An 18,564-nucleotide genomic window follows, 5' to 3' on the forward strand; every position below is an offset into this window, starting at 1 on the left:
GCCAGACGAGGGCGCTCCATTCTTGCTTCTGGGTTTCGCATGGAGGGTTCGGAGTTCGCAGGTCACTCGCTTCGCTCGCTCCCGACGGGCTGGTTGTTCTCGGTCGCATGTGTGGCCCCCTGGGAGGGGGCTCTTGTCTGGGCACCTACGGCCAGACGAGGGCGCTCCATTCTTGCTTCTGGGTTTCGCATGGAGGGTTCGGAGTTCGCAGGTCACTCGCTTCGCTCGCTCCCGACGGGCTGGTTGTTTTCGGTCGGATGTGTGGCCTCCTGGGAGGGGGCTCTTGTCTGGGCACCTACGGCCAGACGAGGGCGCTCCATTCTTGCTTCTGGGTTTCGCATGGAGGGTTCGGAGTTCGCAGGTCACTCGCTTCGCTCGCTCCCGACGGGCTGGTTGTTCTTGGTCGGATGTGTGGCCCCCTGTGAGGGCTGGGAGGGGGCTCTCGTCTGGGCAGCTACGGCCAGACGAGGGCGCTCCATTCTTGCTTCTGGGTTCCGCATGGAGGGTTTCGGGCTTTCTAGGGCGCTCCTGACGGGCTGGTTGTTTGCTGGCGCATGTGTGGCCCCCTCGTGAGCTCGTTGGTTTATCCTCGGGGCCGTGAACGGGTTCTCCGAGCGATCGCTGCCGACGCCTCCGGGGAAGATGGGGCTGCCGGTCGTGGGGGAGACGCTGGAGTTCTTGCGATCGCCGGGGGCGTTTGTGGATGCGCGGCGGGCCAAGTATGGGCCGGTGTTTTTCTCGCGGATCCTTGGCAAGCCAACGGTGTACTTGAGCGGGGCCGAGGCGAATCACTGGGTCTACGCTGGGGAAGACAAGTACCTGAAGAACGAGTGGTCGCCGGCGATCCGCGAGCTGCTTGGTGACGACTGCTTGGCGTTGATCAGCGGGGACGAGCACCGGGGCCGGCGCAAGCTGTTGGCGCCGCACTTTCGGCGGGTCGGGATGGATGCTTCGGTGCCCTCGATCCTCTCGGTGGCGCGCAAGCACCTGCGGCGCTGGGACACGGACGCGCGGCTGGGGCCGATGGCCATGGTGCCGCGGATCCGGGCGCTGGCGTTCGAGATCGCGGCGACCTACCTGGTCGGGGAAGTGGGGGATCTCGGGGTGCCGCTGGGGGAGTTCAGCGGCGACTTCAAGGCGTTCACGGCCGGTATGTTCACGGCGCTGGCGGTCGAGCTGCCGGGCACCAAGTTTGCCCGGGCCATGGACGCGCGGCGGCGGATGGCCACGATCCTCGATGATCTGGTGATGCGGCGGGACGCCGGGAGCCGGCGCGGGGCGGACGTGTTGTCGACGCTGCTCGAGGTCCGGGACGAGGCGGGGGAGATGCTCCCGCGTGACACGATCGTCGACGAGCTGCAGCTGTTCTTGTTTGCCGGTCACGACACCACGGTCACCGCGATGTCGAACGTGATCTATCACCTGGCCATGCACCCGCAGGTCGCCCTGAAGGCGCGGGCGGAGCAAGACCAGCTGCAAGCTGGCAGCTTCACGCTCGAGTCGGTGCGGGGGATGCCGTACCTCAGCGCGGTCATCAAAGAGAGCATGCGAATGATCCCGCCGATCGGCGCGGCGTTTCGGGTGATGACGCGCGAGGGCGAGTTTGGCGGGTTTCGGATTCCGGCGGGCTGGCGGATCGCCGTGTGCCCGCGCCTGGTCCATTCGGATCCGCAGTACTACCCCGCGCCCGAGCGCTTCGATCCCGAGCGCTGGCTGGTGCCGGCCGAGCGTCCACCCTTCGCCTATATTCCGTTCGGCGGCGGGCCGCGGATGTGCATCGGTCAGCACTTCGCGGAGCTCGAGATGCACATTGTGCTCGCGATGATCCTGCGCGAGTTCACGTGGACGCTGGGGCCCGACCAGGACCTGAGCTTCACGGAGATCCCGACGCCGCTGCCACGCGGGGGGCTGGTCCTCGACCTGCGTAGGTGCTGACGGCATACTGCCGCGGTGAGCCAGACCAGTCAGACCCGCAAGCTCGAGGCGCGCGACGGCACCAAGCTCCACACCGAGCTGTGGGAGCCCGAGGGTGAGGTCAAATTTGTCGTGTGCATGGTGCACGGCCAGAGCGAGCACGTGTCGCGCTACGATCAAGTCGCGGCCGAGCTCAACGAACTTGGCGGGCTGGTGTTCGGGCCCGACCATCGCGGTGAGGGCCGCAGCGGCGGGATCCCGGGCCACGCGGATCGCTTCGAGCAGTACGCAGAGGATCTGCTCGATGTCCTGCGCGACTACCAGGTCCACCTTGGCGAGGCGCGCGGGCCCGACCGGGTGCCTTGGTTCTTGTGGGCGCACTCGATGGGCGGCCTGATCGCGCTGACGTACCTGCTCGACCACGAGCACGACGTGGCGCTGCGCGGCGCGGTGATCAGCGCCCCGCTGTTGAAGGTTGCGATCGAGATCGGCCCGGTCAAAGAGTTCATCGTGCGCGCGCTGGCCAAGCTGTTCCCGCGCATGGCCGTGCCCGTGGCGATCGATCCCAACACGATCTGTCGCGACCCGGAGCAGGTTCAGCGCTACGACTTGGACTCTCGCCGGACCCGCAAGGTCACGACCGGCTGGGTCATGGCCATGGAGGCGGCGAGCGATCGCGTGCAGCAAGGCGCCCGCAATGTGACGCTGCCCATGCACTGGTATGTCGGCACGGGTGACCAGATCGTGAACTCCACGGTGACCGAGCAGACCTTCGCTACGTTGTCGGAGGCGGCGGCGCGCGACCAATCGATCGAGGTCTGGCCGGGCTATTTCCATGAGCTGCACAATGAGCCGACCGAGCTGCGCGCCCCGGTGATCGCCAAGGTCCACGAGTGGATCCTGGCCCGCGTCGCGAGCACGGATTGAGCTTGTCAGCGCGATGGTGTGGTGGGAGGATCGCCAAGCCATGCGTGATCGCTTGACCGAACCGATTTGATCTCCAGCCTCGAAGGCTGAATCGGCCTCGGCGCCGACGCGACGAGGTTGGCGTGGTGCGACCTTGCGGGGAACCGCGGCCGCGCTGGCGCTGGTGTACGTCGACTTCCTCGACGAGCTTGGCTCCGGGGTCGCGCCGCTCAGCGCAGCGGACATTCGTGATGATCTAGGCGTCGCGTACGGCGGCATCGCGCTGGTCTTGCTGGTCGCGCCGTTGTTGCTCTCGATGCTGGTCGAGGGCCCGTTGCTGTTGCTTTCGGATCGCTGGCGACGCGACCGTGTGGCCGCGCTCTGCGTCGGCCTGATGGGTGGGTTCATGATCGCGGCCGCGTGCACGAGCTCGGCGTGGACGCTGGCGCTGGCGTTTGGTGCGTGGGGCAGCGCGAGCGGCCTCGCCTGCGGCCTGAGCCAGGGCTTGTTGATGGACGCCTACCCCGAGGCGCGCGAGCGGTGGATGACACGCTGGACGCTGATGGGCGCGATCGGGGACATGGCGACGCCGCTGTTGATCCTCGCGGTCGCGAGCTTGGGGTTGGGCTGGCGCGCCGGTCTGGGTTTGGCTGGGGCGCTGCACTTGCTCCACGCGGTGGTCCTTGCCCGCGTGCGCGTGCAGCCGGCCGGGACGGACGAGTGCGAGCACGACGATGAATCCGAGCGAGACGCTCCTTTGCTCGAGCGTCTGCGCGCGGGGCTGCGCGACCGCGACTTGTTGATGTGGCTTGGCGCTTGCTCGCTGTGTTGTTTGCTCGATGAGATCCTCGTCGCGTTTGGGGTGCTGTTCATGCGCGATGAACTAGGCGCGCCGATCGACACCCAAGCGATCGCGTTTGCTGCGTGCGCCGTCGGAGGCGTGGTGGGGCTGGCCGTGACCGAGCGGCTGCTGCCGCGGATCGACGGACTGCGGCTGTTGGTCTTGGCGTCGCTCGCATGCGCGGCAGCGTTCGTGATCTGGCTGCAGATGCGGTCAATCCCGGCGAGCGTGGCCGCGCTGTTCTTCGTGGGGTTCTGCGTCGCGCCGCTGTACCCGATCTGCGCGGCCCGAGCCTACGCGGCGCGGCCAGGTCAGGCAGGGTTGGTCGCGGCGATCGATCAATTGTTTGCCCCGATCAGCTTGCTCGCGCCGCTGCTGATCGGGTTGGTCGCCGACACCATCGGGATTGTGGTCGCGCTGGGCCTCCTGCTGGTCCAGCCCGTGGGTGTGGGGCTCGTCGCGCTCGCTGGGCTACGGCGTTGTCGCGCTGCCGTGGTTGTGGGACCCTCGGATCCAAGCATGGCCTACGACGAAGAGCTCGCCCAGCGGATCCGCGACCTCCTGGCGGATCATCCGAGCTACTCGGAGCGCAAGATGTTTGGCGGGCTGTGCTTCATGTTCGCCGGGCACATGTGCGCGGGCGTGATCAACGACGACCTGATGCTGCGGGTCGGGCCCGAGCGCTTCGAGTCCACGCTGGCGCGCAAACACGCGCGGCCCATGGACTTCACCGGGCGGCCGTCGAAGGGAATGGTCTACGTGGGCAAGCAGGGCACCAAGACCAAGGCGCAGCTGCAAGGTTGGCTGACGCCGGCCTTGGAGTTTGTCGACAGTCTTCCGCCGAAGCAGGCCAAGCCCAAGAACAAGCCCAAGCTGAGGTGACCATCAGGGTGGTCGATCTCGCGCATGTCTTCGAAGTGATTTTTTTGGTAATTATTGTTACGTAATTTTGGTGATCTGCGTAGAATTTAATGATTTAAGTTAGCTATATTAGGGTGTTTGGTCTACGCTGCCTCGGCATGACCGAATCGCGGATCCGTCTCCCGACTCTGCTCGGCATGGGTATGTCGGCGTGGATCGGGGTGGCCTGCGGTCCGCCTGGACCGGGGCCTCTCGCCGACGACACCGGGGCCAGCACGACGGGCGTGGCGGACACGACCGAGAGCTCGACGGATACGGCCGAGCCGCCCGATGATCCGCCCGACGACCCAACCGACGACCCAACCGACGACCCAACTGACGGGGACGAGAGCTCTGGCTCGCTCACCTTCGTGCCGTTGGGCTACGACCTGATTGGCTGCGAGTGCGATCCATTCGCGCAGGACTGCCCCGATGGTGAGAAGTGTGTGGCCTATGCGTCGACCGGTGGACATTGGGACGCCAACAAGTGCGTGCCCGTGACGGGCAGCCAGGCCGCGGGCGAGCCATGCACCTATGGGGGACCCTTCGAGGCCACCGATGACTGTGATGCGGACAGCGCCTGCTGGGCCGTGCTCGAGAGCCAGGGCGCGTGGGCCGGCAGCTGCCACTCGTTTTGCGGGGGAACCTACGACGATTCGATCTGCAGCCCGGGGACCGCTTGTCTGATCGCAAACGAAGGCTCGGTCACCGTGTGCGCGCCGAGCTGTGATCCGCTGATCCAAGACTGTGGCGAAGGCTTGGGCTGCTATTGGGCCACGCAAGACTTCGTGTGCACGATGACGCTCACCGTAGGGCTCGCGGGCGATCCATGCGGCAGGTTTGACCAGTGCGCGGCGGGGCTCGCCTGTCTGGCGAGCGAAGTCCTGCCCAACTGCGAGGGCGACAGTTGCTGCTCCCCATTTTGCGATCTCGCCCAGGGTGACGGGCCGTGTGAAGATCTGCCGGGGACTGCTTGCTCGCCGATGTTCGAGGAGGGCGCGGGTCCCCCGGGGCCTGGCGTGTGGGACACGGGCGTGTGCACGCTGCCCTGATCTGCCCTGATCAAACTAATCAGTCCCGCGCCAGCAGCCGGCGGGCCTGCATGAACGCGTGCAGCTCGGGCCAGTGAACGGCCATGAAGTCGAGCTCGCCCGGGCGGAGGTTGGCGAGCAGCGGCTCGATCGGCATGCTCGAGAACACCCCGCGGTACTCGTCTTCGCCCTCCGACAGGCGATGCAGCGTATACGCCTGCAGCAGCTGCAGGGCGCGGCCAAGCAGGTTGTCTTTGTCGTGGCCAAGTCGTTGCAGCAGCGCGAACAGCTGCTGATGCTGATCCTCCCGGGCCAGCAGCGTGGCTTCGGCGAGCTCGATGCTCAAGCTCGAGCTGTCGAGCTCGTCGTCTTTGTGCGGGGTGATCGCGTGCTCGCGCGAAGGGTCGAGCACCTCGCGGCCGCGCTCGAGCCACGCGCGCGCGTCGTCGACCTCGCCAAGCACGGACCCGCAGATCGACAAGCTGGCGTAGGCCTCACCCGTGGCTTGTCGCGAGATCCGAAAGCTCCCCAACCATCCGGTCGCTTCGACGGCGAGCAACCGGGCGCGCGCCTCTTGCAGCTGGCCCCGGCGCAGCGCCAAGACCCCCCGCAACAACGCGAGCCGCACGTAGACTGCCGCGTAGCGCAGGCTGGTTCCCGAGTGGAGCAGCACCTCGTCAACGGCCTGCGTGGCGGCGGCGATGTCTCCGCTGCGCATGTCCTCGCGGGCGGCCTCATAGATGCGGTTGCCGTGCTCGACCCTGCGGCGCTCTTTGATCGCCAAGAGCACACCGCCAATCCCGATCACGTACACGAGCAGCGGGATGCCGATCGAGAACGCGATCACGTAGGTCACCAACACCAGGCTGACGAGACCACCACTGAGCGCGAGGGTTCGAAGTTGACGGGCAGCCTGGTTGGGGAGCGCGGGCAGCTCGACGGTTGCGAGCTGCGTGGCGGCGCGGGTCGGGACCAACGCCGACGCGGGCTTGTTGGTGTCGGGTGGGGTCATGGGTCGTCGGTGCGGATCGCGGGGCGGGCGAAGCCTAACAGACTGTTGGGTTACTTCAGGATCGGTCGCTTACATGAGTGTGGGTGGCCGATTTGGAAGTCGGCCGACTTTGTGGTCCGCTCTTGTGCTGCAACTCTGCAGCATCGCGGGCCGGAGCGAGGTGCCGGATCAGCTCGTCGCCGATGCCATCGGCGAGGCGGGCGTAGCGCATCGTCACGACGATGCTGCCGCGGCCGAGCCACTCTGGATCTGGCGCATCGGGATCCCACGCATCACTGCGTGCGAGGCGAAACTATGTCGCTTATGCAGTATTCGACATAAAAGGCACTATGTGGTGTTCGCTTCTCCCTGAGTTCGGGCCAGGGCGAATCGACCTTGACCTCCGGGCCCGGGGCAGTCGGGGGCAGGGGAATCAAGGTATCAGCGGCGATGCAGGTCGACAGACCGGTCACCCACTCGCAGCGCACGCGGGGAACAAAGCACAGACGCGAACCTCGGCGAATGGGCGACTGTTCGAACACCACCTCGCGGAAGCTGGTCCCGGCGTGCTCGCCATTGGGCCAAGTCAGCTCGGCTCCAACCGGGACCTGCCAGCGCTCGGTGCCCTCGGGAGCCAGCGTACCGGTGCAGAGCAGGCCTCCGTGGCCCTCGTGGTCCGACTCGAGCGGTTGGTAGAAACCGGCGATGCGCAGACAGTTCGTGCCAACCACCACGTAATCGGAGTCGTGCTCGGACCGCGCGAACAAGCTCAGGCGCGCGCTCAGGCGCAGGCGCATCCGAGGACCGACGCTCAACCAACCGCCCTCGAAGGGGGCACGATGCCGCGCGAGTTCATCAGCTTTCGCTGGACCATAGAACTTGCCGATGTCCAGTCGCCCGGCATCCAGCGCGACCTCGAAGTGGTTGTGGTCACCATAAAAATATGCACCCCCGGATGTCGACGTGCTAACTGTCGCGGTGGTCCCGGACAGCGACACCCGGGCGCCGGGAGCGACAACGATTCCCGTGCCATCACCATGATCGATGAGGGCGGCTCGGGTGACGACGTCGGCGAGTTCGGCCTCGCGCACGAACACCCGCAACCCAAGGTCGAGGATCGGAGCCTCGTGACAGTGCGTGACCGGCCCCGGCTCCCAGCCGAGCAGAACCTCGACGAACTCACCCTCGACTCCGATCACCTTCACGACCCCGTCGCGAGTGTTGGCGTAGATCCACGCTGGCTCAGCGTCGTAGGGCGAAGTCCAGATGCCCGCGCTCTGGGGCAAGATGGCGAAGCTACCAGCCTCCGCGGCGCTCTCGAACTCGTGCTGCCACAAGAAGACGGGTCGCGCTGGCGCAGCCGGCTCGACCTCTGGAGACGACGGCGGCCCTGGCCGAGAGCACGCGAGTGCGAGCGCGAAGATCGGCAGATGCAAGCGTGCGCGTGCCTTCGACATCGGAGGATCAGTCTGACACGAGTCCTGGGCTCAGCTGCAACAACTCGCCGAACACTACGCGCGTGACATCATCTACGCACAGGAGAACCCGACCTGATGCGTCGCACAAAGATCCGCCGCGACGGTCCGCGCTCGGGCCTCGGCATCTCTCGCTCCCTACCGGTGCGTGTCGGCCTCGAGGGAGTGGTGGCCTCGGTCGCGGTGGTGGCCGCGGCCCGAGCCCGAGTGTAGCGAGAACCCGCGCGATCGCGTCGCGCTCGTTGGCGATCTCAACCAGCTTTGTCGAGCCACGATAACGCGGGCAGACCATGATGTCGACCGCAAACACCCGTTGCAGCAGCCACGCCCATGGGTGGCGGCTCGCAGGCTTCGCCCTGGATCCAGCCCGAGGCGATGAGCCGATAGCGACCGAGGGCGCGGTGTGCTGTTCGGTCACGCCCTGATCGTCGGTCCTCGCCGCTAGAACGCGCGACAAAGCGTGCGACACTGGGGCCCGCATGGGCCTCGCAATCGGCGTTGGTGTTCTCGCAGATCTCATCATCCACGACGCCGAGGGGGCCGACTGGATGCGAACTTCGATCGAGGGGGTCAACCAGGCCCTCGAGGCCAACGAGCTGCCGCAACACGACGAGCCCGAGAGCTTTGCGACGCCGCTGCACGAGCTGTGTCACGGGTGCACGAGCTTCCCCTACAGCTTTCTGCACTACTTGCGTCGGGCCTACGCGCATATGCGTGAGGGCCAGCCCGTGCCCGACGACAACGAAATGCGGCCCGAGCACGACAGCGTGATCGAGGACGCCGCGATGATGATGGACTCGCACTTGCTGTGCCACTCCGACGCCGAAGGCCACTATGTGCCGATCGACTTCAGCGACGTGATCTTCGATGACGAACTCGTCGGGGGCATGCTCGGCTCGAGCCAAGCGTTGCTGCGCGAGCTGATCGAGGTCGCGCCGCACATCGACGTGACGCTCGAGGGTGGTCGCCCCACGCCCGCCTGTGAGGCACAGCTGCGCGTGATCGAGGACAGCGGCCGGCTGTGGCGCGAGCGCTTGGTCTGGTACACGCTGTTCGAGGCCGCGACGATCAGCATCGAGCACCGCACGCTGATCGTGTTTCACTGAGACTGAGGGTAGCCGAGCTCCTGGGCCGCGAGCGCGGCGTCGCGCGCCGACTGATCTGGCTTGTTGGTCGTGACTGATGATGAGGCTCGACAGCGCCGGCCGTTGGGGCCCAGCATGTCGAGGTGGACCCGCTGACCGCTGCCCTGTGTGCTGGCGACTTCGACCCCGAGATCGCGCTGCCGATCCTCGCGCGCTGCCGATCTGGCCACGCTCGACTTGGTCTGTGACGGACCAGGCGAGCGCTGACGTTCACCGATCTACTTCCGACACGATCGGAGGCGTAGTATGCTCCGCCCCCAAGGAGCGCCGTGGACCTGACCGAATTCGATACCTACGCCGCCAAGGCCCGTGAGCATCTTGTCGGCAACGAGCCGAAACTAGCGGCACGCCAGCTGCGCTTTGCCGCTCAGGCCTCCGGTTTGGATGCCGACGACCGCAGACTGACTACGGTGTGTGCGTTGTTGGTGGAGATCGGCGAGCAGATGGGCCTGGACGAACTGCTGGAGGCGGCGTCTGCTGCCTCGAGTCGCGAGCCACAAGCGTTGTACGACCTTGGCTATCAACTGCTGGAGGTCGGTCTTCCCCTCATCGCCGTGCCGCTGCTGCGGCGGCTGAACGCCGACGTGCCCGGAGAAGCAGCGGTGGTTCAGGAGCTGGCCGCGGCGTTGGAACAGGCGAATCGCAACGGTGAGGCGCGCGATCTGTTGCTCGCCAATCCCGCGTTGCTGGAGGCGTTCTGGCCCAGGTACTTGCTGTGCTTCAACGCGATCGCGGCGGGCGATGTGGACACGGCGAGGGCTCACTCGACGGCCTTGGTCCCAACCGAGTTGGACCACAACAGCGCCGCCGAACGCATCACGCAGATGCTCAATCGGGCGGCTCGCGCGGAGGGGCTGTGCGCGCTCGATGCCTCCGATCTGCGCGGCTGGCATTATGTGATCAACGGTGGCTTGCTGCTTCATATCTCGCCCTACGGCTTCAATGAGGGCATGCAGGGCCGCTACGCTTATACCCAAGACAGCCCCAGCGCGATTCGACGTGAGCTGGAGCGACTGATCGCGCTGCTCGACGTGCTCGAGTGGGCGCCCGCGGCGTTCCTCGAGCTGCCCGAGCAGGGCAGCCAGGCCGTTGCGCGCGCGCTCGGAGCTTTGACCGGGACGCCTGTCTTGCCGTTCGCGCATGGCCGTTGTGGGTTGGTCGTCGCCTACGACCTGGCAACCCTCACGCCAGAGGTGGCGGAGGCGCTCGCGGCTGCAACGGACGCGCGGCTGTTCGCTCGGGCGGCCTGCTGGACCGATCCGCCGTTCCGAGTGCCGGACATCGTCGGCTTGCTGCACCAGCACCTCGTGGGCCCCTGGGACGCGTCGCTTCGCCCTGGGCCCGACGGGAAAAAGATGGTCGAGGCTCCGGCCTCGGACGAACCTCCCGACGTCTGGGCCGAGCGGATCACGGCCGCCGTGGTCGAGCCGGAGGAAGAGCCGGAATTTGATCCGATCGAACCCGTGCTCGCGCTGGGCAGTCGGGGTCTCGAGCCGTCCGATCGCTGGTTTGACGGCCCCGTGCGGTCGAGTCGGTTCGGATGAGGGGCTGCTCGTGGCCCTCGCCAAATTTGGCTAGCGAGGGTCGCGTTCTCGGCGTGTCAACCAGACGGTGTGTCCGCCGCAATCCGGATCACTCACTCGGTGCACGAGCACGACAAAGCCATGTTGATGGAGCAGCTCTCGGTATTCCTCCGAGGCCAAACTGGCATGGTAGAGGGGCGTCCCAAACAAAGGGCTGATGGCCGTGCCGTGGTGAGTGCCTGATGTGAACAGCAGCAGCCCTCCGAGCGCCGTGTGTTCAGCGAAGCGCGGGAACATTGCGCGCTGGTCGTCTGGATCGAGGTGGAAGAAGCTGTCCCATGCCACGACCACTTCGAACGCACCACCCAGCGCCACCTCCCGCATATCGCCCAACCGCCATTCGACCTCCGGGAAGCGTTCGCGCGCGAGCGCCAGCAAGGATGGCTCGGCGTCAATACCGGTGACCCGATAGCCGCTCTCGAGGAACCAACGCCCAATCGGCTCCCCACCCCCGCAGCCCAGGTCGAGCACCCTCGCCGGCGCTGGCACGGCAGCTCGGACGCGCTCCAGATAGCTGCGCTCGTTCAACTCGCGCGCTCGCTCGGCGTCAAAGCGGAGACCGTGGGCTGCGTAGAACTGTTTGACCCTGCTCACCGGCACGATGGTAGCGCGGGTCCAGAGCGACCACGCTCGCGCACAACATCGAGGCTGCCGGTGTCTGGCCAATCGAGTGGACAGGTGACCTTCGTGAGCGAGCCGCTGCGCACCACCTGGCAGGGCACGCCACCACGGCATGAAGCCTTCCTCGTGTCGGCGACTTCAGGTCAGACGCAGGATCCCGTCTTTGTCGGGCTCCACCCACCCGGCGAAGTCCCGGCTGTACGCACCCGTGCTCCACCAGCCTCGGCCGAGATCGAGGGTCCGGACCTGCGGCCAGGCATGGGTGACAGCGCGCAGCGAGCCCACGTCGTGATCCTCATCGAGCCAGGTTGCGGCGATCTGACTGAGGTCGACGTGCACGACGCTTGGCGGCAGCGGCATCTGGGCGAGCGTTCGCCAGTGTCGCCCATCGCCATGAAACGCCAAGCGCAGGCTTCGGAGCGCGGGCCAGCCCCCGATCCACGTGGACTCGATCGGCGGCTGCCAGCTCACGACCAGGATGTCGAGCCACTCGATTCGGTTCGTCCACTGCGAGGCGGAGATCGCAGCGAGCAGCTCGAAGGGGGTGCCGCCGCGGGCTCGCAGGCGGCGCGGGAGCTGAATCCACGGACGCTCGGCTTCCTGGGTCGTCCACAGCTCGTCGGCGGCGCAGGCATCGAGGGGCCAGGCTGCAGTCGCGCTCAGGATCTCGCTCGCGGTCTCGGATGCCCAGCCGTCATCGTCGGCGATCTGAAGCAAGCTCGATAGTGTCTGCCAGCGTCCGGTGGACGCCTCGGCGAGCTCGCGGGCGAGCGTTCGCGCCTCGGTCCAGCGAGCTGACTCGGGGGGCGGAAGCGGAGCCGGATTTATGGCCTCGGCGACCCGATCAAAGGAGAATCGCTCACCGAGCGCCTTGGCACAGGCCGCGACTCCAGCCTCTGACGCCCGGCCGACGTTCATGATCACGGCCAGCCGCTCGAGTCGCCGCCAGGGCACGGCAGCCAGGCGCTCGAGCGCGAGATCATCGAGAGCCGCGAGGCAGATCTTCAAGCTCCGCAGACCCTGGACCCACGGCGCCTCGGTTAGACGGCTCCAGCCCTGAAGGCTCAGTCGATCGGGCGAGGACAGCACCAGCTGCTCGAGTCCGTTTAGGCTCGTGCTGGCACACAGCGCTTCGACCTGAACATCGCCAATGCCCCGGCCGGAGAGCTCGAGCGCCTGGAGCTCCCGCTGGGCAATTGCCGCGATCACCTTCGTTGGCACGCATGCGTCGCTGTGCAGCTTCAGATGGTTCAGCGCTGGCGTGTGGCTTGGCAGCACGAGAGCGAGGAAGGCGTCGGTGTCCGGCCACCACCGGTCGACCTCGAGCTCGATGTGGGGCAGCTCTTCGGTCGCAGTCAGGTCCAACCACAGCCGAAGCTCGGCCGGATGGGCGAGGTGCAGCACGAACGCGGTGTCGGTCATCGGAGCCTCGCGCGTCCTTTGTAGGATCCCACGGAGGATCGCCAAGCGTCGGAGGTTACTGTGAAAACTGCTCGCGCAGGTAAACCGGCGGGGCGTGTTCGGCCGACTCGGACATGCGGTGCCTCACTTCGTGCAGACCGAGGTGTGCGACAACGCCGAGGACGTACTCGGACAACCTCGTCGACGAGGTTGTCCGAGTACGTCAGCCGTGCGCCGGCCCGTGCATGGCGGGCAGAACCCTCGCTGCTTGCACGAGTACGCGGCGGGGAGCGACTCGCCACATTGCCGGCAGCAAGCGGCGCCAGAGCAGTTGCACGCTATGCTCTCTCGCGTGCGCTACCTACGTCTATCCGGTCCGTTGGGCTGCCTCGCCAGGTTGGCGTGGCAGATCGGGCTCGCCACGGCGCTCGTCGGCGGAGGCGCGTTGATGGTTGCCGACGCGCCGCTGGTGATGGTCGGACCGATGCAGTTCGCCGCGCTCGTGTTCTGGATTGCGATCGGTAGCTTCATCGTCAGCATCGAGGGCCGCCTACCGCTGGAGACCCGGGAGGACCCGCCGGAGCTCTTGGACCGCAGGTACCCAACGCAGCGTCGTCGATTGGCGGCGATGCTCGTCGCCTACCAGCTGTACCAAGTGACCGTGCTCGTGCTCGTGCTCGTGTCGGTCAAATTCTGGCTCGATTGCGTGGCCTCCTACGCCGTGTACCACAGCTGGGGTTCATGGTAGCCGACGAACTCCACGGCCACGAACACTCGCGCAATCCGACCTCGTGAAGAAGCGATGAACACTCTCTGTCGAGAGTATGCGGAAAATGGTCGCATTGAATACGGCGTTTTCCCTAGGTCTGTACGACTACCGGGAGGACCAGGATTAGCAGGAACCAAAGGGAGACAGCCGGACAGGTCATCCTTGCGCCTGCGGCGTACTTGTCGCGCCAGATCCCCGCTGCTGCCCGTTCGCGGGGCGTAGCGGGGTTTGTTTAAACGATCTTCGCTCAATACGGACTCCCCCTTCGAAGCGTCGAATGACTCGGCGCCCAGAAAGGAACAACGATGGCTGAAAAACTCACTTGTAACGGCGTGATCATCAATGGCTCGAGCACGAAGTTCGACTTGACCTGCACCACTGACGGCGACTGGATCACCAAGCCCAAGACACCGCTGCTCGCGGGTGAAACCGCCACCTTCGAGGTCCAAAAGCCCGTCAACCTCGACTTCTCGATCATCTGCAAGGACGCAGAAGGCACGCAGATCAACTGCAGCGGGGACATGCACCATGGCGCCCAGGCCAACAAGTTTCAGGTCGCGGTGACCCCTACGGGCAAGTATGGCGCGGTCGTGGACCCGGCGAAGACACGCGAGAACCCGGCCGCGGTGAGCTGGACGATCAGCTGAGCCCAGACGGCGCGGCATCCGAGCCAACGGGCGCCCCACGTGCGAGCGCGGGGCGCCGTCGCCAGCCGAGCAGCAACAAGCCCGCGAATGGCCACAGCATCGGCGCTCCGCCGCGAGGCTCGCTCGTGCAACCGCAGCCGCTCGCGCCGGCGTCATCCGCCAGACCGGGCCCAGTCTCGGCTCCGGTCTCGTCGGTCCCGTTGCCCTCGTCCCCGGTGTCCTCGTCACCGTCGCCGTCCCCACCGATCCCGGCGATCACCCCGATTCGCGCGAAGCCGTGGGCCGTCCATTCGCGCCCAAGCGGATCCGTGACGTCCAGTTTGATCAGCATCGAGCGCGACGCGGCGGCCTGTGGCGCTTCCCACGTCAGCTCGAAGCTGCCGTTTCGCGCGGGCAGGTCAGCCTCGAACACCTGCCACTGTGGATCGCCGGTGCTGGCCTCGACCCACGAGAGGCTCATCGTCGACCCGTCCATTGCGTCGACGCAGCCGCTGATCTCTACCGGCGCCCCGACAAACACGGTCTGCTCTTCAAACAACAGCGCCGCCGCCGGGGGACTCGCGGCGGGGTCGGGATCGTCGACGATCTTGAACACCCCCGGATGCGGGGACCACAGGTTGAACCAGGGCTCGTAGGTGTAGCCCTCGACCACCCAGGTCCCGGCCGCGAGCGCGCTGGTGTCCCACACAACCGGCTCGGCGGCGGCCTCGAAGCTGATCGGGATGCGTGGGTCGTCGGGGGTGATCCGCGTGAAGCAGCCAGCCCACTGCGCGGCGCTGTCGAGGATGTCGCGGCTTGGATCAACGGCGTCTTGCGTGCCCAGGCCGAACATCTCGGCGGTCTCGACATCGAGCAAGTTGATCCAGTTGGGCAGGCGCTCGTCGAGATCGTGATCGCGGCAGAACCCGAAGAACTGGTGGGTGTGGCTGTCGAGCGGCTCGTCGACGAGATCCGGGACGTCCTCTTGCGGGATGTCGTAGTCGAGCAGGGCGACGGGGTCTTGGCTGCGATCGACGATCGTCACGCAGGGCGCGTCGCTCCAGTCGACGGGCGTCCGCACGCTCGCGGGCGGGTGGGCGAGAACCTGGCCCGGCGCGAGCGCGAGCACGACCGCCGGGCCAAGCCACGCCCACGAACACGGCGAATGGGGGGATCGCATCAGTCGGGGACCGAGAACCTACGGACTTGATTCGCGGCCGCGTCGGCGATCCACATGTCACCCTGCGCGTCGAAGGCCATGCCCATCAAGCTGCCCGGGGGGTAACCGGTGTCGAGCCAGTCGAGCAGCACACCGTCGAGGTCGAAGCCAAACACCCGGCCCTGGATCGGGTCGCTCACGAACAGCACGCCGTCGACAAGCTCGAGCCCCGATGGGCTGCTCATCTCGACCGGAAGATCGGCGCCGTCAACGAGGGTGATCAGCTCCGCGTTGTCCATGCGGTTCATCTTGCAACCGTCGTAGTTGGGGTTGATCTGCGTGCCCATGCTCGCGGTCGTGGGATCCAGGCGAACGATGCGGCCGTTCTCCGTGTCGGCGGCGTACACGTAGGCGGTGTCGCGGTCGAACACCACGTGCGAGGGGATCGAGTGCTCATATCCAAGCTCACCGTTGGCGTAGCGGTAGATCTCGCCGTCGGTGTGGTCGGTGCCGCCAAGCCCGTGGTCGTCGTTGAACTTGTAGCGGGTCAGCGAGCCGTGGGTGCCGTCGTAGACCCAGTAGGTGTTCTCGTCCTCCCAGTCGATGCCCGACGACAGCGGGCTGTTGTGCAGCATGTCGAGGTGGCTGGTGTGCCCGCCCGTGAAGATGTTGAGATCCGAGGTCCACAGGGTTGGGCCCATGAAGCTGCCGTCGGCTGGATCGCCAGGCTGGGTCACGCCATTCTCTTGTTGGGCGGTGGCGAAGGTGCCCGGGGCCCCAAACGCGAGCGCGGCCGGCTTGGCCAGAAAGTGCGCGCCGTTGTCGAACTCGTTTTGCAGCTTGAGCGCCAGCTGGTTCGCAAGCCCCGCGTCTTGGTAGACGACGATCGAGAAGTCCTCGCGGTTGGTGACCCACAGCTCGCCCTCGACGCCGGGCTTGAACTCGACGTCGGTCGGAAATTTCAAGCCGTCGGCCGGCGACGAGATCACGGTGACGTCGAGGTTGGCGAGGTCGTGGGTGGTGTCGCCAAGGATCGGGAGCCCGACCAACGCCGGCTCGCCGTCGGTCTCGGTCCCATCCTCACCGGTGGTCTCGCCCGTCTCCGCGGTGTCGACCGTGGTGGCGCTCAGGCTCGCCACGCCGTCGTCGCTGGCTTCGGAGCAGGCACCAAGTGCGAGGAGCGGTAGAGCCAGGAGTGGGAGGATTCGGGATCGCATGTTCGACGGGATTCGGCGGCTTTGATGGAGTTGAGGCCCACTCGAGCCTAATGCCATGTGTACCATTGCATACACGCGGCGCGGGGTTCGCCGGCTAAACGTGGGCAAATCAGGCCCAGAGGCCAGGGATCGCCGTGGGGCTCAGGCGGGCCGGTGACCCGGGCGCGGCTGGCACTGCCTGCGAGCGAGCGAGAACGCGACCGGGGGTTCAAGGTGGGGCCAAGCCGCTGGGGACCGTGTCCGGTCGCAGCTCGGGCAGCGTCGCCACGCTTGGATCGGTGAGCGTCTTCAGAAATTCACGAAGGTTGGAGAGCCCGACGAAGTTGGGATCGAGCTCGAGCAGCTCGGAGAGAGTGGCGACGATCTCTGCGATGTGATCGGGGCCCTGTTGCACGGTGCCGATTAACTCGGGGAGCAGGCCAGCGGGATCGAAGTCGACGATGCTGGTTGTTGGGGATCCGTAGTGCACCAGCACCTGCTGCAGCTCGAGCAGCGCGCCGTCGTGCATGTAGGGCGGCGAGATCGCGACGTTGCGCAGCGACGGGGTTCGAAACGCGAAGCGATCGGCCGGATCATGGCTGTCCAACTCGCGCCCGTGGTCGAACGGGGCGCTCGCCGGGTTGCCAGGTCCAAGCTGCGGGACGCCGGTGCTGTGAAACAGGTGATCGGTGAGCAGCGGGCCCACGTGACATGCACCGCAGCCGGCCGCGCCGTAGAACAAGATCGCGCCGAGCTTGGCGGCGTCCGAGATCGCGCTGATGTCATCGCGCAAGTAGGCGTCCCACGGCGCGTCTGGAAACGAGAAGGCTTGTCGCTCGTAGGCCGCGATCGCGTTGGCGGCCGCGACGAAGGTCAGCTCGTCAAAGCTCTGGTCCGGGTAGGCGGCGGCGAACAGGGCCACGTAGCCATCGATCGCGCCAAGCCGGACCATCAGCGCCGCCCAGATCGCCTGCGGGTCATCGTCTGCGAGGGCGCCGAGCTCGTTGGGTTCGCCGAGCACCGTGAGCTGGTCGGCCTCGCCGCGCATCTCTTGGCGATCGAGCACGGGAAACATCGCTTGGGCGGCGAGCGGACCGTGCAGGCCCGGCAGCAGATCGGGCCCGGCCGGGGTCTGCAGCTGGCCGCGGGCGTCGAGCTGGACCCGGCCATCCCAGAACATGTGCGTGAACCCGGGCTGGCCCAGGTTGAACAGCGCCTGCGAGTGGCGCGGGCCAAACGGTGGGTGCGGGCCCTCGGCGCGCATCGGGCCAAGCCCGACCGCGCCGGTGCCAAGCGTGAGCGACAGGCCGTCGCTGGTGCCGAGCGAAGGGTGGTGACAGGTCGCGCAGGCCGTGTCCTTGGGGCCCGAGAGGATCGGATCGAAGAACAGCGCGCCGCCAAGCGCGACGAGGGCGGGGTCGTCGGGGGCAGGGGGCTCGAGCGGTTCAACCGGGACTGGCTGGGCCTCGAGCAACGCGGCGAGCTGCTCGTCGAGGTCGATCGCGGGGCCCGTGGTGCCGCTGTCTTCCCCGGCTGTCCACGCCGAGCCCGACTCGCTGTCGGACTGGGTGTCGGCGTGGGTGCTGGTGCTCGACTCGGTGGTGGCGGCGTCGCTTGGGTCGGGCGGCCTGGAGGGCACGCACGCGCTCAGCAAGCCCGGCAGCGCGAGCACACGGATGACCTGGCGCGACATCAGCGGGGACAGTCTATGCGATCCCGCGGGAGCCCGCGGGCCGCTCAGTCGAGCGCTTCGAGGGTGCCGGCGTCGGCGTTTAGGCGCACGCGCTGACCGGTCGTGAAGATCCGGGTCGCGTCGGGCAGGTCGACGACGGCGGGCAGCCCGAGCTCTCGCGCGACGACAGCCCCGTGCGACAAGGTCCCGCCGATCTCGGTCGCTAGCGCGCCGTGCCCGTATACCCCAGCCGCTGCGGGCTCGCATCGCGGCTGCCGCCACGCCGTGTTCGTGTTCCAGTCGATCGACGCAGCGGTTCGTGGCACCCTCCGCT

Annotated in this window: 16 protein-coding genes; 8 read left to right on the top strand and 8 right to left on the bottom strand. The window is 66.8% G+C overall.

Going from position 1 to position 18,564, the window contains the following annotated elements; genetic code table 11:
• The first annotated feature begins 597 nt into the window (after positions 1–597).
• The 4 genes from DB30_RS09075 (at position 598) to DB30_RS09090 (ending at position 5,613) form a co-directional block, all read left to right on the top strand.
• Positions 598–1,935, top strand: coding sequence for a cytochrome P450 (locus DB30_RS09075; RefSeq protein WP_165703675.1), 1,338 nt, complete (start codon positions 598–600; stop codon positions 1,933–1,935).
• A 15-nt stretch (positions 1,936–1,950) separates the two neighbouring features.
• Positions 1,951–2,841 (top strand): alpha/beta hydrolase, encoded by an 891-nt coding sequence (locus DB30_RS09080; RefSeq protein WP_052547873.1) that lies wholly within the window; start codon positions 1,951–1,953, stop codon positions 2,839–2,841.
• 133 nt (positions 2,842–2,974) lie between these two features.
• On the top strand, positions 2,975–4,543 hold the full coding sequence (locus tag DB30_RS09085) for an MFS transporter (protein WP_146658344.1): 1,569 nt from the start codon (positions 2,975–2,977) through the stop codon (positions 4,541–4,543).
• 137 nt (positions 4,544–4,680) lie between these two features.
• Positions 4,681–5,613, top strand: coding sequence for a ribulose phosphate epimerase (locus DB30_RS09090; RefSeq protein WP_240480196.1), 933 nt, complete (start codon positions 4,681–4,683; stop codon positions 5,611–5,613).
• 19 nt (positions 5,614–5,632) lie between these two features.
• On the opposite strand, the gene DB30_RS09095 is transcribed toward DB30_RS09090, so the two are convergent.
• Positions 5,633–6,604, bottom strand: coding sequence for a hypothetical protein (locus DB30_RS09095; protein WP_052547878.1), 972 nt, complete (start codon positions 6,602–6,604; stop codon positions 5,633–5,635).
• 272 nt (positions 6,605–6,876) lie between these two features.
• Complete coding sequence (locus tag DB30_RS09100) at positions 6,877–8,040, bottom strand: hypothetical protein (RefSeq protein WP_146658345.1); 1,164 nt, start codon at positions 8,038–8,040, stop codon at positions 6,877–6,879.
• Between the two features lie 497 nt (positions 8,041–8,537).
• On the opposite strand from DB30_RS09100, the gene DB30_RS09105 reads away from it, so the two are divergent.
• Together DB30_RS09105 and DB30_RS09110 are read left to right on the top strand one after the other, a co-directional pair.
• The gene (locus DB30_RS09105; RefSeq protein WP_052547883.1) at positions 8,538–9,164 is read left to right on the top strand and encodes a hypothetical protein; all 627 of its coding nucleotides are present in this window, start codon (positions 8,538–8,540) and stop codon (positions 9,162–9,164) included.
• A gap of 308 nt (positions 9,165–9,472) precedes the next feature.
• On the top strand, positions 9,473–10,747 hold the full coding sequence (locus DB30_RS09110) for a tetratricopeptide repeat protein (protein WP_052547889.1): 1,275 nt from the start codon (positions 9,473–9,475) through the stop codon (positions 10,745–10,747).
• A gap of 30 nt (positions 10,748–10,777) precedes the next feature.
• Here DB30_RS09110 and DB30_RS09115 read toward each other — a convergent pair whose 3' ends face one another.
• Positions 10,778–11,380 (bottom strand): class I SAM-dependent methyltransferase, encoded by a 603-nt coding sequence (locus DB30_RS09115; RefSeq protein WP_205632944.1) that lies wholly within the window; start codon positions 11,378–11,380, stop codon positions 10,778–10,780.
• A gap of 165 nt (positions 11,381–11,545) precedes the next feature.
• Positions 11,546–12,874 carry an NACHT domain-containing protein gene (locus DB30_RS09120; RefSeq protein ID WP_146658346.1) on the bottom strand — a complete coding sequence of 443 codons (1,329 nt, stop codon included), beginning with the start codon at positions 12,872–12,874 and terminating at the stop codon, positions 11,546–11,548.
• Positions 12,875–13,160: 286 nt separating this feature from the next.
• Here DB30_RS09120 and DB30_RS09125 point away from each other — a divergent pair, with 286 nt between their 5' ends.
• Positions 13,161–13,556 (top strand): hypothetical protein, encoded by a 396-nt coding sequence (locus DB30_RS09125; RefSeq protein WP_146658347.1) that lies wholly within the window; start codon positions 13,161–13,163, stop codon positions 13,554–13,556.
• Between the two features lie 326 nt (positions 13,557–13,882).
• Positions 13,883–14,224, top strand: a complete 342-nt coding sequence (locus DB30_RS09130; RefSeq protein ID WP_146658348.1) for a hypothetical protein — start codon at positions 13,883–13,885, stop codon at positions 14,222–14,224.
• Here the strand turns inward: DB30_RS09130 and DB30_RS09135 are convergent.
• The 4 genes from DB30_RS09135 to DB30_RS09150 all read right to left on the bottom strand — a co-directional run bounded on the left by DB30_RS09135 (position 14,217) and on the right by DB30_RS09150 (position 18,556).
• Positions 14,217–15,383 carry an MYXO-CTERM sorting domain-containing protein gene (locus tag DB30_RS09135; RefSeq protein ID WP_146658349.1) on the bottom strand — a complete coding sequence of 389 codons (1,167 nt, stop codon included), beginning with the start codon at positions 15,381–15,383 and terminating at the stop codon, positions 14,217–14,219. The genes DB30_RS09130 and DB30_RS09135 overlap by 8 nt on opposite strands.
• Entirely contained in the window at positions 15,383–16,501 is a 1,119-nt protein-coding gene (locus tag DB30_RS09140; RefSeq protein WP_052547900.1) for an NHL repeat-containing protein, read from the bottom strand. The genes DB30_RS09135 and DB30_RS09140 overlap by 1 nt, the downstream gene beginning before the upstream one ends.
• A 286-nt stretch (positions 16,502–16,787) precedes the next feature.
• Positions 16,788–18,251: a cytochrome-c peroxidase gene (locus DB30_RS09145; RefSeq protein WP_052547902.1), complete on the bottom strand. Its 1,464-nt coding sequence runs from the start codon at positions 18,249–18,251 to the stop codon at positions 16,788–16,790.
• A 44-nt stretch (positions 18,252–18,295) separates the two neighbouring features.
• The gene (locus tag DB30_RS09150; RefSeq protein ID WP_052547904.1) at positions 18,296–18,556 is read right to left on the bottom strand and encodes a PEP-utilizing enzyme; all 261 of its coding nucleotides are present in this window, start codon (positions 18,554–18,556) and stop codon (positions 18,296–18,298) included.
• Between the last annotated feature and the right edge of the window lie 8 nt (positions 18,557–18,564).

The organism is Enhygromyxa salina, from assembly GCF_000737335.2.
GTDB classification, from domain to species: domain Bacteria; phylum Myxococcota_A; class Polyangia; order Nannocystales; family Nannocystaceae; genus Plesiocystis; species Plesiocystis salina_C.